This is a genomic window from Candidatus Binatia bacterium (assembly GCA_036493895.1).
In the GTDB taxonomy this organism is placed as follows: domain Bacteria; phylum Desulfobacterota; class Binatia; order UBA1149; family CAITLU01; genus DATNBU01.
The window spans coordinates 134,025-149,854 of sequence record DASXOZ010000053.1; the positions used below are offsets into that span (position 1 = coordinate 134,025).

A 15,830-nucleotide genomic window follows, 5' to 3' on the forward strand; every position below is an offset into this window, starting at 1 on the left:
CCGTGCTCGGAGCGAAAGGCCGCACGCGGTCTCACGTCGGACTTGCATTGCCGGCTTGCGCGCATTGCGCGCGCCGCTGCGGTGCCCTATCGTCGACCGCATGCGCCTTCGGATTCTTCTCTGCGTGATGGCCGTCGCCGCGCTGGCCGCGCGGTCCGGCGCTGCGGACATCGTTCAGAATGCAAAAGCGCCTGCGGAAATCCTGGCACGGGCGCAGGCCTATCTCGTATCGCAGGTCGGGCCGGAGTATGCGGCGCAAAATTACGAACTTCGCGACGACCTGACCACGTCGACGGCCAACACGAGCCAGGCCCCTGCGCGCTCCTGGACCCTCGCCTACCGATACCGGCCCTGGACCGAGGTTGGCGCCGCGCAATCGAACATCTACGTGATCGTTCCCGCCGACCCCGAACGCCCGGCGTCCGGATACGTCGCGACCTTCGACGGCGCCGGCAAGATCATTGCGCCGCGCGTGTCACGTGCGGAGGCGGAGACGAAGATGCGCGCGGGAGGTGGAGGCGCCGTCCTGGAAGGTCCCCTGTCGCTCGACGTACAGGGCGACGGTCGCACTGCGCATCCGGTCTGGCTCGGAGTCTTCCCCGTCGGCGAGACGAAAGGCTCGTGCTGGATTACGCGGCGGGTGACGATCGATGCCGTCACGGGCAGCGTCACCGTCTCGCCTGACGAAACCGCCTGCGAATAGAGCGCAAGCTCAGACGCGAACGGCGGGTTGGGACACCGGCGAAACCAGGGCGTCTCCGGGGCTTTCCGCGGCAGGCGCGTAAACCGCGATCGCCTCGCTGCGCCCGCGCAGCACCACCCGATCGACCAGCCGAAACGCGAGCGTGTCGCCGCAGGCAAGCATCGTCGCCTCCGATACAAGCATCGGTGAGTCGAGCTGCTTGGTGAGCTGCTCGAGCCTGGAGGCAACGTTGACCGTATCGCCGATCACCGTGAACTCGCGCCGGGATTCCGCACCGATGTCGCCGACGACCGCCGGTCCTCCGTGGATGCCGATGCCCATGCGCAGCAGCTCCTCCGAAGGCCTCTGCAACCGCGCGAGCTCCTTCTGCATCGCGAGCGCGCAGCGTACCGCACGCGTCGCCTGGTCCGGCTGATCCACCGGCGCACCGAAGTACGCCATCAATCCGTCGCCGAGGAACTTGTCGAGGGTGCCTCCGTGCGCGAAGACGACCTCCACCATCGCCGAGTGGAAGCGGTTGAGCAGGATGACCACCGCATGCGAATCGAGGCGTTCGGCGATGCGGGTAAAATCGCGAAGGTCGGCGAAGAGCACCGTGACGTCGCGACGTTGCGCACCGCCTGCCGTCGCGCCGGCCTCGACCGCAGCGGCGACCTGCGGCGAGAAATATCGACCGAGACGCTCGCGACGCAGGTGCTCGATCGAAGCTTCGGCGACGATGCGCACCGACTGCTCCCGCCAGTAGACGCACACCGCCGCCACCAGCGTCGTCAGCGCCGTCACCATCGCGAGGAACGTGTAGTCGTGCCCGGCACCCGTCAGCCCGAACACCTGCAGCACGATGGCAACGACCGCAGCCGTCACCGTCTGCCGCACGTCCAATGCAAGCGAGGCAAGAACGACGAATGCCGCGAATGCCAGCGGCAGCATCATCAGGATCGAGTCCGCCAGAAACGGCGTGTCGCTTGCCCGCGCCGCCCGCGCGGTTGCGCGCACGATCCAGTACACCATCGGCATGTCGAGGAACGCGATCGTGTAGCCGCTCCAGGCCGCCCATGCGTCGAAACGGTGTCGCAGGCGCCACGCCAGCGCTGCGACGGCCGTGTAGCCCAGCAGAGGCCCGTACGGTGCGCCTTCCCATCCGCGCACGGCGATGGTGAAAATTCCCTGGAGCAGCACGACGACGACGAGGGCAGCGAGGCGAAACGCCGCGATCTGGCGGCTGTTGCGCTCCCTCTCGACCGCCAGCGCGGCGCGAAAGCCGGGATCTGCGCGTTGCATGGTCCCGATCTCATCAGAGGGGCCGGGCCAGAAACAGCCCGGCCGCTACTGCGGCGGCGGCGCAGCCGTGATTCCATGGAACGGCGCAGCCGTGATTCAAAGGCAGGAGCCGTGGTCGATCGCACCCAGGAGCGCAACCGGATGGTTCGCGAACAGCTCGCGCAGCGCGGAATCGCCGACCGCGCCGTCCTTGCTGCGTTCAGCGCGATTCCCCGCGAGCTGTTCGTGCCGCGTACCCTTGCGAGTCGGGCCTACGAGGACTGCGCGTTGCCGATCGCGTGCGGCCAGACGATCTCCCAACCGTTCGTCGTCGCGTACATGTTCGAAGCGCTCGCGCTCACGGGGCGCGAGCGCGTGCTCGAAGTCGGAACCGGATCGGGCTACTCCGCGGCGATCCTTTCCCATGTGGCGCGCACGGTATTCTCGGTCGAGCGTTTCGCCAGGCTCGCAGCGTCGGCCGAGCGAAGATTGCACCGGCTCGGCATCGTCAACGTCCACGTCTCGCGCGCAGACGGGACTCTCGGGCTCGCATCCGAGGCACCGTTCGATGCGATCGTCGTGGCGGCCGGCGCACGGGAGGTACCGCAGCCTCTCGTCGACCAGCTCATCGCGGGCGGGCGTCTCGTGATGCCCGTCGGCGGCGACGGGGAGTTCCAGAGCCTGATGCGTATCACGCGGAGTGAGAGCGGCGGCGTCAGCGAGGAAGACCTGGGACAATGCCGCTTCGTGCCGCTGGTCGCCGGTACCGCACGCCGATAGAACACCACCTGCTGCGCAGCCACGGCGTCGTTCCCGTCGCGCCCGGCTCGCGGATGCGACTACGAACGTGTCGCGACGGCGATCAGCGCGAGAACGCCATCGACATCGTGTTCGTCGGCATTTCTTCGGATGCCAGCGGACGCGCCACCTCTGCGGGCGTCGGTCCGATCCGGTCGACGACCGGAGCCAGGGCCTCGAGGTCGAAGCCGAACAACGCGGCGGCGTTGGTCCCGAGCATGCAGCGCGCTTCGGTTTCCGGCACGTCGTGGAACGTGTGCCGCAGTGCCTGGCGCGTGTACGGATACGTCCCCTCGTAGTGTGGATAATCGGTTCCCCAGCAGAATCGCTCGACCCCGACCGCGTGGCGCTGGCGAACTTCCTCCGGGGAGGCGGCGCTGGCGCCGTACCAGATGTTGCGCCGCGCATAAAAGCTCGGCGGCTCCGGCGTCACCGCCTCGACGTTGAACTCGAACTCGCCGACGAAACCTTTGCGCACGAAACTCCAGATGCGGTCGAGCTGCTCGAGCGTCGCCGGCACCCAGCCGCAGCCGGACTCGGTGATGATGTAGCGTAACTTCGGAAAGCGGTGGAAGACGCCGGCCAGGATCAGGTGCGAGAAGCTGCGCGTCGAGAACCACGGCGTCTCGAGAAAACGGATCGGAAGCGAGATCGGGTAGTTGCCGTAGCTCGGTGATCCGGTTCCGCCGTGGTGGTTGAGCACGACTCCCGTGTCTTCGCAGACTTTCCAGAACGGATCGTAATCCGGCGCGTACAGCGGCTTGATGTGCGTGCAGTCGTCGGGGACGTGAGGCAGCAGCACGCCGCCCTTCAGGCCGCTGTTCGCGATCCACTCGACGTCGCGTATCGCCTCGTCGATGTCGTTGAGGTAGACGATGCCGACTCCGGCGCGGCGCTGGCGCTGCTCGTTCTGGAAGTCGAGCAGCCAGCGGTTGTGGGCGCGGATACCTTCGAGCCACAGCGGATAGTCTTCGCGCGACGGATTGCCGCAGATGAGCACGCTGCTGCGGAAGAACGGCGGCACCGTGTTCGGAAACAGGATCTCGCCGGCCACCCCTTCACGATCCATGTCGGCGATGCGCTCGGCATCGTCCCAGTTCTTGTGCTTCTTCGATCCGATGTGCTCGCGCTGCGGGTTGCGGTAGCTGCCTCTCCATTCATCGAAGAGGGCCTGGTGCCCGGCGTCGAGATAGTCGCGGTAGCCGGCGACGCTGGCACCGGCGTGGGCGTCCGACGTGATGACGGCGTAGGGCCTGTTGTCCATGCGCGCATCGTAGCCGCGCGTCGCGCCGACGCGAGCGGACGATCCGCCCCTGTGGAGCCGGCTCGCGGCCGCGTCAGAGCGGGGGTAGCTTCAGCCCGGCGTCCCCGAGGAACTTGTGCATCGCGCCGGCCACTTTGCGCACGCTCGGGCGCAGCGCGACCCGCGAGCGCCACGCCGCGAGGTTGGCCAGCGCCGGATCGGCCGGCGCGCCCAGGAAGGACGCGAAGAACTGGGCCATGAAAAATGCGATGTCGGCGTACGAGAAGGTCCCGGCCAGGTATTCGCGCCCGGCCAGCCGCGAGTCCGTCTTCCCGTAGAACGCGACGATCGCGGCGCGCGCCGCATCGGCGACCGCGTCGCCGCCGGGCAGGCCGCGCGAGCGCGGCATCAGCGCAATGACGTTCGGGAAGAACACTTCGTCCGACTCCAGCTCGAGCAGGCGCGCCCTCGCCCTTTCCTTGCGGTCGCGCGGCCACATCGGAGGCGCGGGGGCCAGCTCTTCGAGATACTCGAAGATCTGCGTCGAGTCGTAGATCTCGAGGTCGCCGTCGATCAGGACCGGCACCTGCTGCTTTGGATTGATGCGCGCGACGTCGCCATGTTTCGGCTCGTACAGCGTCGCGAGCGAGAACGGCACGAACTCGCGCGGACAATCGATGCCCTTTTCGAGCACGGCAATCTCGGTCTTGGAGCCGAACATGCTGAGCGGACCCGAGTAGAGCTTCATCGTCGCCTCCGTCTGCGCCGGTGCGAGCCCGGCGAACCGGGGTTTCCCGCAACGTGCTGGAGGTTCTACATCGCGGTCGCGGCTTTCCAAGGGCCACTTGGCAACGACGCGCCAGGACCACCGCGCCGCGAGGCAAGGTCCGCGATGTTCGCGTGCTCACGCGTTGTTTCGGCCGCCTCAGGCAAGCTCGCAGCGAAATTGCGGAAAACCTCCGCGAAGCGGTCCGGCTGCTCCAGGAACGCCGCGTGTCCGGCATCGAACATCTCGATGCGATGGTCGGGGAACGTCGATGCCGCCGGCTGGGTTCGCGACCACGGGATCACGCGATCCTGCCGCGCCCATGCGAACAGCGTGGGACACAGCACGTGCGGAGCCAGCGCGCGGATGTCGGCCTCCGGCGCGTTGAAACTGGTCCAGGCCTCGACCAGCACCGGAGCCACCTGCCTGCAGCCCGCGACGATGCGCTCGCGCTGGGCGCGCGCGGCCGGCTGCGGCAGCACCACCCGGTAGTACATCGCGAAAGCACGACGGAACCACCACGCGCCACGCGCACCCGCTTCGAAGAAAGACGTCATGTGACCGATCACGAAGCGCGTCGTGCGATCGGCACCGATCAGGCCGCCAGTATCGCAGAGCACGAGGCCGCGCACGAGGTCGGGCCTTCGCGCTGCCGTCTGGATCGCCGCAGCGCCGCCGATCGAGCAACCGATCACGATCACCGGCTCGCTCGAAAGTTGCGGAATCAACTCGTCCAGAATCTGCGAGTAGCGCGCGGCGCTGGCCTTCTCTTTCTCGCGGGGGCTGCTGCCCTGCCCCGGCCAATCGACCGCGATCACCTCGAAATCGTCGCTGCAGCGCTCGGAGAAGGGTTCGAAGTCGCGTGCACCGTGACCGGTGGCGTGAAGGCACACCACTTTCGGGCCCGCCCCTTTTCTGTTCAGCGCAATCGTCGCGCCCGCGGCCTCATGGAATTCGATCGGGTTCCAGGCTCCGGCGGCGGCAACGATCGGGTCGATGGTCGGCTGGTGGATCGATTTCATTGGGTGTCTTCGCTGGAAAGTGCCGGCGACGTGCATGACGTGATAGATATATCACGTCGGAAAGTATAGAGTCGCGTGTCATGAGTCAAGGGGAATCGACCGGCCGCGATTTGCCGACGCCTGCGGGCGCCGCAGGTAGTCCGGGCCGGCGCCGGCCGGGGCGTTCCGGGCCGGCGAAGCCCGCAGGGTCACGCGACGCCGGCGGTCGTCCGGAGCCCGGCGTCGCTCGCCAGGCCCTGCTGGATGCGGCGCGCGCCGAGTTCGACGAGGCCGGTTTCGAAGGCACCGACACGAACCGCATCGCGCGCCGCGCCGGCTACGCGCCGCAGACGTTCTACCGCCACTTCCGCGACAAGACGGAGATCTTCGTCGAGATCTACAAGCGCTGGTTCGACGACGAGTGGAGGGACCTCGAGAACGCGCAAGCCAAAGGCGCCGAAGGGGCCGCGCGCGTGACGCTCGCACACCACGCTCGCCATCGCGAGTTCCGCCGCAGCCTGCGTCGGCTCACCGTCACTGACCCGGTCGTGCGCACGGCGCGAGCCGAGAGCCGGCGCCGCCAGGTCGCACTGCTCGCGGCAGAAGACGCCGCGCGTGGGCGCGAGCGCAGCGATGCAACCCGCATCGCACTGCTGCTCGCCGTCGAGCGCATCGCCGACGCCGCGGCCGACGGCGAGCTTCACGACCTCGGCGTGACGCACGAGCAGGAAGTCGCGATGCTCGCCGACGTGATTCGTCGTTTCGCGCGCTGAACACTGCGCGGAAGCCGGCGCATTCGCCGGCCGACGCGGGTTTCAGGGCGCAATGCCCTTGCCGGTGAGATGGGTCGTCACGGAAGACTCGTTCGGATCGTCGCTCGCAACCGTGAGCGTGGCGCCCGTCTTGCCGACCGCCGCCGGCGTGAACGTGACGGGAACGGCTTTCTGGCCGTGCGCGGCGATCGTGAAGCCCTTCGTCGGCACCTCGAATAGGGTCGAACTGGAGGTCACGGACGTTATTTGCAGAGGATGATCGCCGAAATTGCGGATCGTGAGCGATCGAGTCACGGGAATACCGAGTCTGGATCGACCTTCGGCGAACGATACGGGCACCGAGATGTCCTGGACTCCCAGGCCGATCGCATGGACAACGCCATCGACGCCGGCGATGTAGAGCGTGCCCTCGGCGATGGCCAAGGCGCCTGGCGAGGGCCACGACCATATTGAACTCTTCGCGTCGAGGTCGATGCAGTAGACCGCCTTCGCGCCCGACACGAAGGCATGGGTCTGCGTGACGACGATATTCCCGCCCAGATTGTCGTTCGGGATCTCGACGGCCCACTGCCTCTCGCCAGTCTTGCGGTCGTATGCGGCGAATGTCCCGGCGTCGATCGCGTAGACCACGCCTCCGTGCACGGCCGGCTCGCCGCTGAACGTGGAAAACAGCTGCCACGCGATCGCCTGACCTTTCAGGTCCCATTTCGTCAGGCGCCCGTCGTGGATGGTGAACGCACCGCCCTGCCCGTCCAGGACCGGCGCCGGTCCCATCGTCCACCCATCCCAACGGAAATTCGGGTCGACGATCGTGTATGCGGGCGTTCCGCTGATTCGATCGAACACGTACAGCCCGGGCGCGTATTCGCCGAGGTATGCATACGTGTGGCCGGCATCCACTGCCGGCGTCCATCCGTCGTACTGCGGAAGGCCGACGTACCAGCCCTCGCTGCCCGAAACGGCGTCGAAGCTGTACATCCCGCCGTACTCGCCACCGTCGACGTAAACGGCACCGTCGAAGATCGTGGGCGCCGAATAGCGCTCCCATTGTGCTCCGTGCAGCGTGCGGAAGCGGAAGCGTCCGTCACGGGCGCGGTACGAGCGCAGATACGTGTCGCCCGCGTTGTTGCACGTCTGGATGTAGACGTTGCCGAAGCCGTAGCTCGGCGGATTGACGGAGAAGACACCTTCGTAATCGACGCTCCATCGCACACTGCCGTTGCGGGCGTTCAATGTGAAAAGCGACTGTACGCCGAAGTAGCCTCGCTGGGTTACGAACACGAGACCGTCGGCACCTGTCACCGGATTGAGGCTGGCACCGCCGAGGTCCGCGTCCCACAGCGAATGAAACCGCGACGGGTCCAGCGGCACCGGCATGAAGCCGTTGTGCGAAGCGTTCTGCTGGAACATCGGCCATTGATCGCTCGCCCACGTCTCGCGGGCGATGCAGGCGAGAAAAGCCAGTGAGACGACCACTCGTGCGATTGTCATGGGAAGGCTCCGGACCGACCGCTGTCCCCCGGGAAGCGACGGCGCGTCCCGCCTATCGGCCGGACCGGCCGGAGTCAACGAGAGTTCGTCATCGATCACCGCGGCCACGTTCGATAACCCGTGGCAACCTGCGCCGGAAGGACTGGAATGTGACCGACTACACGCCGCGTCAGCGGCTTTCCCAGCACTGACCGTCGCTGTTCGCCCACTGCGTCGTAACGACGGCGCCGTCCGGAATGTCGCCGGCCGACAGCGGAATGGATGCGCCCGCCGCCTTGACGAGCAGGCCGCCGGCGCCGGTGCTCTTGGCGAGAAGCTTGACGCGCGTGATGCCCGACGAGCCGCCGCTGTCGTTGCGGTACTGGAAGCCGAGGCTTCGCCGCGCGATCCACGCCGAGCCCGCCGCAACGCCGAGATCGGCAACGAGCGCCGGTCCGCTGCCCGTGTCGGCGTAGATGCAAAGCGCCGCCGACGTCGTCGAGCGCGGGTCGCCGAACTCGGAGACGCCGGTGGGATCGCCGCTCTTCCACTTCCACATGAGGCGCTTGCGCGTCGGATCCGAAAGGCGCGTCGCCAGGCTGGCCGTCGTGGTCTGGTGGCAGCCGGTCATCGGCGCGGCGTCGCACGAGAACGGCGGCGGCGGCGAGAACGGCGCGGCCGATCGCGAGCGCGAGACCCACGTCGTGTTGCCCTGGTTGTCGCGCACCGAGAACTTGATCTCGCCGTCGTCGGGAACAGTAACCGCGCCTCCGAGGTCGATGCGATAGATGCCATCGCCAACCTCGGAGGCGAGGTCTGCCAGCTCGCTTCCCGCAGAGCGACCGGCAAGACTGAAATTCGCGACGATCGACAGGGAACCCATTGCGACGCCGCTGTCGGCATCGGCAATGCCGACGACGATCTCGGAAAGATTCGTCATCGTGCGGCCCTCGCGCGGGACGCTCACCTCGAGCGTCGGCCGTATTTCATCGAGGAACCAGCCCCAAGGCGTCGCGCCGCCGTCGCCGTTGTTGATGGGGCAGCCGAGGTCGATCCAGCGCGCGATCGTCATCTTCTCGTCGATCGTCAGCGCCGCAACACCGCTGCCGACCGGCGGCATGATCGTGCCGGTGAAGTCGAGGTCGGCGTCGTTGGCCGAAGCGCCCGGCGGCAGCGTTGCCGCATTTCCCGGTGTCGTTTCGGTCGGATGATCGGCATTGGTCCAGCCGTCCAGCCGCTGGCCGAAGATCTTCCACATGAGAAGGCTGCGGCGGCTCTGGAAGCTGCGGATATAGCGGCTCGCGTTGGTCTGCCGCCAGCCGGCGCCGGTCACAGGCGGATAGCCCCAGCTTGCGTCCTGGTCGTCGGCAAGGCGCGCGTAGTCGCCGGGCACGCCGCCGTAGTCGGCGTAGTCGTCGAGCACGAGGTTTGCGCCGGGCATCGCGTTCATCTGGCTGTGGCACGGCACGCAGCTTCGCTGCAGCAGCGGCCGGATGTCGCGGTAGAACTCGACGTTGACGATGCCCTGGCTGACGACGTTCAGCGTCGGATTGCCCGAGACGTCGTGACTGACCAGGGGCGTCAGCTTCGAAAGATCGTAGACGTGGTAGCCGGGCTGGTCGGCGGCCGTCGTCTCGAAATCGAGCGGCTGCTGGCTGTGCGCGTGGCAGCCGCCGCAATCGTAGCGCGACTCGCCGGGCCGCACCTGATGCCAGGTCTGCGCCATCGCCAGCGACATGCCGTTGCGGTCGAGGAGCTGGAACGTGAACGGAGTGTCGGCAGGAATCTTCGCGAGGAAGCTCGTGTCGGGATTTCCTTCCGGATCGAGCAGCGCGCCGCCGCCCGGTGCAGTCTTGCGCAGCGGAATCTCGCCGAGAATGCGCAGGCGCTCCATCGCGTGGCTGAAAAAAAGCTGTCCGCCGCTCGGGCCGCCGTTGGGCCCGTAGCTTCGATGCGTGCCCGGCTCCATCGCGAGCAGGCGCACTGCCCAGATGTCATCGTTGGTGTACTTGCCGTCGTCGGAGCCCTGCGTCGACCAGTTGTAGCTCTGCCCGTTCTCGGCGGTGTTGAAAACGTCGAGCCCGTCGTAGTCCTCGCTGCCGGCCGAGGCGAAACCCGGAAAGCTGTCGCGCTTGTAGAAACTGCTCGTGCCTACGAGGCCGTACGGGGTTCCGGCCGGAAGAAGATCGGGATGCTCGCTGCCGTCGTTGGGCAGCCACGGGAGCTCGGCCGGTTCGGCGATGCCGTGCACGTCGGAGTACGGCACGACGGCGCGAGGCCACGCTTCGTTGTAGCGACTGTCGTTCTTGATCTCGACGAGCTGCGATGGATCGGTGACGACGTTGCCGCCGGGAATCAGGTAAATGCCTGCGTCGTAGTACGGAGTGGGCGTGGGCCGGTCGAGATTGTTCGCCGGGCCGGGCGTCCACACCACGAGCAGGTCTCCGCCGGGCGCGGCCGAGGGTTGCGTGAACTTCCCGACGCGAACGCCGCCCGCTCCCACCGGCGCGGCCTCGTCCTGTCCGGTCGTGAACGGCGTAATCGAGTACATGCCGCCGCGAGGCGTGAACGGCATCGTGAACGGATAGTGGTAGCCGGCGCCGACAGTCTGGTCGATCGAAGGATTCTGGTCGAGAAATGCGGGATAGAACGGCGGCTGGCCGGCCGGAGGAGAAAGCGGCATGCGGTAGAGCGCGCCGAAGCCGTTGTTGTTCAGGTTGTAGTAGTCGACGACGACGAGATCGCCGCCGGAGAGCTGCGTCATGAAGTGGAAAGCCTGACCGTCATGGAACGCGCTGACGACGGGTCCCCAGTGGCGGCCGTCGGGATCGATCGACCACAGGCCCCACATCCGCGGATCGCGAAGACCCTGCGATTCGTGGGAGCTGAACACGAGGCGGCCGTCGGCCAGTGGCGTCGGATGCAGCGCGCTGCTGATGTTCATCGGCGCGATTTCGGTCACGTTGCGACCGTCGTCGTCCATCACGTACAGCTGCAGGCTCGGATTGGTGTAGCCTTTCGGCGGCAGGAAGCCGTTGCGATTGCTGACGAACGCGATCTTGCCGCCGGCAACCGGAGCCGGGCCGAGATTGAGAATGCCGTACCCGAGGTGATCCCACGAGTACTGGTCCGGAGTGTCCACCGGCTGGTAGTTCCCGCTCGGGTCCTGGTACCAGTGCGCCGCGCCGGTGTTCGGCGTGAACTCGCCGTGCGTGAGCTGCTGCACGGTGCGCGAGGCAAGGTGGATGCGATAGATGTCGGAGCCCGCGTACGAAAGCCCGCGCTGGTCGTTGATCCCTGCCGGCTGCTGGTCGTGGAAATACGCGAAGTACACCCACTGCGCATCGAACGAGACGAAAGGATCGGTAACCGACCCGTCGCCGCCTGCGAACAACACTTCTTCGCTGCCATCGGGATGCAGCAGCACGAGGTCGGCGCCGGGATCGATGCGTGCGGGATGGAACACTTCGGGCCACAGCGTGTTCTGGCTGTTGCCGAAGCGCGGCTGGCGTACGTAGACGATGTCGTAGGGAACGACGCCGGCCTGCGACGCCGTCGCGACTACGAGAATCAAGAGTGCCGCTGCTCGCGCTGCGGCCGCGTGGACCCGTCCCCCGATCCGCATCGGCTGTTCCCCCCGACCAAGGAACCACGACGGCCGCCGGCCATCAAGGGGCCGCGCGCAAATTCGCTGGCGAAGGGAGCTGAGCCTGTATTCAGCCCGGAGTCGCGGCCGTGGTGTCGCTGGCAACGGCAAACACGTGAGGATTCAGCTTGATCCAGGCGAGCAGGTGCCGCTCGGCCAGCTCCGAAGGCTCTTCCTCGAGCATCACGATGCGGCCGTCTTCGAACGTGATGCGCTCGGAGCCTTCGATCATCAGGTCGGCGGCGCCGTCGATGTGGAACGTGACGACCCAGCTTCGCAGCACGCGGTTTCCGTCCACTTCCGGACCCTGGGTCGTGCGCACGCGACGCGACTGGCAGCGACGGTCGAATGCATCGAGCTCGCGGCGAAGGCGGCGGAATATGGCGGCGCGGCCTTTGGTGCGACGTCCGGTGCTGCCGTAAGTCTGGTAGACCGCGTCCTCTGCAAAGTACGGCTCGAGCCGCGTCCAGCGATCGTCGCCAACGGTCTTTTCGAAATCGGCTTCGTAAGCCGCGAAAGTGGTGAGCAGGTCCATTGCGCGAGACAATGGACCGCGGGCCGTGCCGATGGAAGTGCCGCCCCGCCCCCGTTCGCGCACGCCCTGCTGACAATCACGTCCGCGCCGGTCGGCGTCGCCCCCTCATGGAACACCGAGGCTGCGACGTACGGCATCATCGAGGCGGGCCTGGCCGAAGCGCGTGGTGACGTGCCGGTGAGCCTCGGCGGCCAGCCTCTCGCGAAGTGCTGGATCGCGCAGCAACTGTGCGACCGCTGACGCAAAATCCGCGTATTCGCACACGAGGCCGTGGCGCCCGTGCTCGATCTCGAGGCCGCTCGCGCCCACCGGCGTCGTCACCAGGGCACGTCCCGCAAGCATCGCCTGCAGCAGCTTGAACTTCGTGCCCGAGCCGGCACGAAGCGGCGCCGCAAAAATGCCGCACCGTTCCAGCCAGGGCTCCATGCTCTCGACCTCGCCGGCAATCGCCACCGCCGGCGTCGCGAACGCCGCGGTCCTCATTCGCCGCGTCGGCCCGCGGCCGACCAGGGTGATGCTGTGCCCTACGGTGCGGCGTGCGAGCTCCTGTGACACGCCGATGAGGGCGAGCGCCGCATCTTCGTTCGGCGGATATTCGAAAAATCCGCTCAGGAGGATTTCGCTGGATGTAGACGGGGCCAGTGGCGCACGACCCGGCAGCACATTGGGCACCACGTCGACACGCGGCAAAGCGAGCGTTCGCGAAAACCACGCGGCATCTTCGCCGCTTGCGGTCCAGACGCGATCGGCAAGCGGAAGCACACGCCGCTCGAGTGCGTCGGTATTCGTCGCGAGCAGCGAATACAGCGCCCTGGCCGCCGGTGTGCGCGTTACGGACGCAACGTTTTTCCACAACACCGATTCCACGTTGAAGTTGTCGACGACGAGCATCGGCGTCACATCGCGCAGCGCCGGCGCCGCCTCACCGAGAAACGTATCGCCGAGCACGACGACGTCGGGACGGCGGGCGAGGATTTCCCCGCGAAGCTTTTCGCCGAGCCGTCCTTCGGCAAGCCGCAGCGCCGGTATCGAGCGACCGGTAGCCGCGCCGCGCACGATGCGTGCGGCGCGAGGGAGCGCTCCGCGCTGCGGCGTCGCCCACAGCGTCGCACCGCGGGCCGCGAGCCAGGCGCGCGCGCGCTGGCCCGGCTCGTCGGCGACCACGATCAGCTCGACGGATCCACATTGCCCGAGTGCAGCGAGAACGGCGGCGCATCGCATCGCTCCGCCGAAGTGGGCCGGGAAAGGAGACGCCGGCGCAATGTACAGGATCTTCAACGGCGCGGCTCGAGCGCGGCCTGCCACGCGCCACGGATCGCATCCCGGCGACCGTGCCTCAGCATCGCGGCGCTGTGATGGAACAGCCGCACCGCCAGCGCCGTTCGCGGGAGCGGCGCGTTGGCGAACAGGAAGCGCTTCATGCCGCGGAACATGTGGTACCAGCGCTCGCGGCTCCAGCGGCCCAGCGTCGAGCCCTCCAGATGCACGACGGCCGGCGCGTCGGCCACCGCGAACGTCCAACCGGCCTTGCGCGCGCGGAAGCCGAGGTCCACGTCTTCCCAATAGAAAAAATAGGCTTCGTCGAAGAGGCCGATCTCGCGCAGCATGCTCGATCTCAGCAGCAGGCACGCTCCCGTCAGGTAGTGGCACGGCTCACCTCGTGCGATCACGTGACGGGACGATCCGGTCCACAGGTTGACGCGACCTCCGCCGCGGGCCTGCACCTCGCCCCCCGTCTCGACCAGGAGCGACGCCGCCATTCCGCAGCGCGCATCGCTGCGCGCGACGTTGACGAGCGAAGCGAGCGTGTCCTTCTCGAGCTCGACGTCGGTATTGAGAAGCCAGACCCACCCGGCACCGCAGCCGAGCGCTTCGCGGATGCCGCGATTGGCCGCAGCGGCGAAGCCCGAGTTGTACCCGAGCTCGATCACGGTCAACCGGGGATGCACGGCGATAAGTCGCGCAACGTGGTCGCCCGCCGAGCCGTTGTCGACGACGATGATGCGGTCGGGAGCGGGCACGAGGCGAGCGAGCGCGTCCATAAGTGCCAGCACCCGCGCGCTGTCGTTCCAGCACAGCATCACGGCGCACACGGGCTCGTTGCTCAATCGAGACTCCCGGCGGCGGATCGCGCGGCGCCCGGCGCGGCTCCGCCGGCCATTGCCAGGACAAGTTGGGCGCGCAGCCAGCGAAGAGCGGTCGTCGTCCTGTCCCTGGCCGCCAGGTAGAGGAATACCGAATAGGTAGCCAGGCACGCGGCCAGCAGCACGGCCAGCGACAGCGGCGAGGACGGAGGCCACGCCCGCGCGACCAGTGCCGTGACGAACGCGCTGGCAAGCCCGGAGATCCACACCGGAACGACGATGGCGAGCGAGCGCGTGTCCGTCGTCGCGTCGGCCTCGGCCACGAGCCTCCACTTGATCGCGAGCATGAGGGTCGCGGCGATACCGTAACCGGTCGGGCCCACCAGCAGCAGCAGCGGCACGCCGGCCAGCCACAGGAACGCCGTCGTCGTCGCGACGAAGCGCAGCGTGCGATCGGCGTGGCCGAGCGCATTGAGCAGCGCGATCGCGACGACGAGCTCGGGCTCGAGCGTCGCGGCAAACCAGAGCCAGCGGTAGACGGGAAGCGAGTCGAGCCACTGCGATCCGAACACGATGCGCACGACAGGCTCCTGCAAAGCCCAGACAGTCGTCTGCACCGGGACGACGAGCGCCGCGACGGCGAATACCGAAAGCTCGACCGCGCGGCGCAGGTCCTTGGCGCTCGCCTGCAGGCGCGCGAACAGCGGCATCAACAGGCGCTGCATCATGTAGACGATCACGAAAGGATAGAACGCGAGCATGCGGCCGAAGAAGATCCTGCCGACGGCGGCGTTGCCGAGAGCGGCGCCGACGAAGACGGTCACGAGACCGTCGCGGATCAGGTTCACCAGCGCCGCGCCCTGGTAGGACAACCCGAAATGCAGTCGCGATCGCACCCGCGTCCAGTCCCAGTGCCATGCGATCGGCCGGCGCGTCACTGCGTGCACGCAGACTGCGCCGGTGGCAGCGCGTGCAACCAGCGCTGCTGCCATCGAGTCGGCACCGACGCCCCCCAGCGCGCACGCCACCGCGACGCCGTTGAATGCCAATGCCTGCATCACTTCGACCACCGCGAGCTTGTCGAACTCGAGGTGACGCTCGAGCCGCGCCGCCGCAGTCGTCTGGAACGACGCGAGCACCAGCGCGGCAAACAGGGCCGGGACGAGATGGCCGATACCGGCGCCGGGCCACGCGCGCGCGAACAGCGGGCCCGCTACCGTGAAACCGACCGCGGCAACGATGAACACCAGCACCTGCTGGAACGTGAAGATCGCCTGGTAGTCGCGCTCATGGGGCTCGGCGTGCTCGCGCACGAGGCCGGCCGCAAGCCCTGCGTCGCCGAAAACGACGAGGAAGCTCATCACGAAGACGGTGATGCCGTAGACGCCGAACTCGGCGGTCGTCAGCACGCGGGCGAGCACGATGGCGCCCGCCATGTTGAGGAGCTGCACCACGGCCTGGCGCACACCGAGCGCCAGCGCGCCGCGCGCTCCGCGCGACAGCACGTCGCCGGTTTCTGGCGACGCCTCGCTCATGCCCGAAGCCGGGCGC

13 protein-coding genes are annotated in these 15,830 nt (G+C 67.5%); 3 read left to right on the top strand and 10 right to left on the bottom strand.

Features of this window, described 5'->3' with window-relative positions; genetic code table 11:
• Positions 1–100 precede the first annotated feature (100 nt).
• Positions 101–703 carry a hypothetical protein gene (locus VGK20_13450; protein ID HEY2775047.1) on the top strand — a complete coding sequence of 201 codons (603 nt, stop codon included), beginning with the start codon at positions 101–103 and terminating at the stop codon, positions 701–703.
• 9 nt (positions 704–712) lie between these two features.
• Here the strand turns inward: VGK20_13450 and VGK20_13455 are convergent, their stop codons facing one another.
• Positions 713–1,984, bottom strand: a complete 1,272-nt coding sequence (locus tag VGK20_13455) for an adenylate/guanylate cyclase domain-containing protein (protein ID HEY2775048.1) — start codon at positions 1,982–1,984, stop codon at positions 713–715.
• Positions 1,985–2,095: 111 nt separating this feature from the next.
• On the opposite strand from VGK20_13455, the gene VGK20_13460 reads away from it, so the two are divergent.
• Positions 2,096–2,743, top strand: coding sequence for a protein-L-isoaspartate(D-aspartate) O-methyltransferase (locus VGK20_13460; GenBank protein HEY2775049.1), 648 nt, complete (start codon positions 2,096–2,098; stop codon positions 2,741–2,743).
• Between the two features lie 82 nt (positions 2,744–2,825).
• Here VGK20_13460 and VGK20_13465 read toward each other — a convergent pair whose 3' ends face one another.
• From VGK20_13465 to VGK20_13475, 3 genes are all read right to left on the bottom strand, one after another.
• Positions 2,826–4,025 (bottom strand): amidohydrolase family protein, encoded by a 1,200-nt coding sequence (locus VGK20_13465; GenBank protein ID HEY2775050.1) that lies wholly within the window; start codon positions 4,023–4,025, stop codon positions 2,826–2,828.
• A 73-nt stretch (positions 4,026–4,098) separates the two neighbouring features.
• Positions 4,099–4,752, bottom strand: a complete 654-nt coding sequence (locus VGK20_13470; GenBank protein HEY2775051.1) for a glutathione S-transferase family protein — start codon at positions 4,750–4,752, stop codon at positions 4,099–4,101.
• 65 nt (positions 4,753–4,817) lie between these two features.
• Positions 4,818–5,792, bottom strand: coding sequence for an alpha/beta hydrolase (locus VGK20_13475; protein HEY2775052.1), 975 nt, complete (start codon positions 5,790–5,792; stop codon positions 4,818–4,820).
• A gap of 80 nt (positions 5,793–5,872) precedes the next feature.
• On the opposite strand from VGK20_13475, the gene VGK20_13480 reads away from it, so the two are divergent.
• Entirely contained in the window at positions 5,873–6,544 is a 672-nt protein-coding gene (locus VGK20_13480; protein HEY2775053.1) for a helix-turn-helix domain-containing protein, read from the top strand.
• A gap of 42 nt (positions 6,545–6,586) precedes the next feature.
• On the opposite strand, the gene VGK20_13485 is transcribed toward VGK20_13480, so the two are convergent.
• From VGK20_13485 to VGK20_13510, 6 genes are all read right to left on the bottom strand, one after another.
• Positions 6,587–8,035, bottom strand: a complete 1,449-nt coding sequence (locus tag VGK20_13485) for a PQQ-binding-like beta-propeller repeat protein (GenBank protein ID HEY2775054.1) — start codon at positions 8,033–8,035, stop codon at positions 6,587–6,589.
• A gap of 169 nt (positions 8,036–8,204) precedes the next feature.
• Positions 8,205–11,588: a hypothetical protein gene (locus VGK20_13490; GenBank protein ID HEY2775055.1), complete on the bottom strand. Its 3,384-nt coding sequence runs from the start codon at positions 11,586–11,588 to the stop codon at positions 8,205–8,207.
• A 142-nt stretch (positions 11,589–11,730) separates the two neighbouring features.
• Positions 11,731–12,195 (bottom strand): nuclear transport factor 2 family protein, encoded by a 465-nt coding sequence (locus VGK20_13495; GenBank protein ID HEY2775056.1) that lies wholly within the window; start codon positions 12,193–12,195, stop codon positions 11,731–11,733.
• A 105-nt stretch (positions 12,196–12,300) separates the two neighbouring features.
• Entirely contained in the window at positions 12,301–13,473 is a 1,173-nt protein-coding gene (locus VGK20_13500) for a glycosyltransferase family 4 protein (GenBank protein HEY2775057.1), read from the bottom strand.
• The gene (locus VGK20_13505; GenBank protein ID HEY2775058.1) at positions 13,470–14,303 is read right to left on the bottom strand and encodes a glycosyltransferase family 2 protein; all 834 of its coding nucleotides are present in this window, start codon (positions 14,301–14,303) and stop codon (positions 13,470–13,472) included. The genes VGK20_13500 and VGK20_13505 overlap by 4 nt, the downstream gene beginning before the upstream one ends.
• Positions 14,300–15,814: an oligosaccharide flippase family protein gene (locus VGK20_13510; GenBank protein HEY2775059.1), complete on the bottom strand. Its 1,515-nt coding sequence runs from the start codon at positions 15,812–15,814 to the stop codon at positions 14,300–14,302. The genes VGK20_13505 and VGK20_13510 overlap by 4 nt, the downstream gene beginning before the upstream one ends.
• Positions 15,815–15,830: the final 16 nt, after the last annotated feature.

Excerpts from the sequence above, each read along its gene's own strand:
- VGK20_13455 (HEY2775048.1), bottom strand. The coding sequence starts at position 1,984 with ATGCAACGCGCAGATCCCGGCTTTCGCGCCGCGCTGGCGGTCGAGAGG.
- VGK20_13485 (HEY2775054.1), bottom strand. The coding sequence starts at position 8,035 with ATGACAATCGCACGAGTGGTCGTCTCACTGGCTTTTCTCGCCTGCATC.
- VGK20_13510 (HEY2775059.1), bottom strand. The coding sequence starts at position 15,814 with ATGAGCGAGGCGTCGCCAGAAACCGGCGACGTGCTGTCGCGCGGAGCG.
- VGK20_13475 (HEY2775052.1), bottom strand. The coding sequence starts at position 5,792 with ATGAAATCGATCCACCAGCCGACCATCGACCCGATCGTTGCCGCCGCC.
- VGK20_13480 (HEY2775053.1), top strand. The coding sequence starts at position 5,873 with ATGAGTCAAGGGGAATCGACCGGCCGCGATTTGCCGACGCCTGCGGGC.
- VGK20_13465 (HEY2775050.1), bottom strand. The coding sequence starts at position 4,025 with ATGGACAACAGGCCCTACGCCGTCATCACGTCGGACGCCCACGCCGGT.
- VGK20_13495 (HEY2775056.1), bottom strand. The coding sequence starts at position 12,195 with ATGGACCTGCTCACCACTTTCGCGGCTTACGAAGCCGATTTCGAAAAG.
- VGK20_13470 (HEY2775051.1), bottom strand. The coding sequence starts at position 4,752 with ATGAAGCTCTACTCGGGTCCGCTCAGCATGTTCGGCTCCAAGACCGAG.
- VGK20_13450 (HEY2775047.1), top strand. The coding sequence starts at position 101 with ATGCGCCTTCGGATTCTTCTCTGCGTGATGGCCGTCGCCGCGCTGGCC.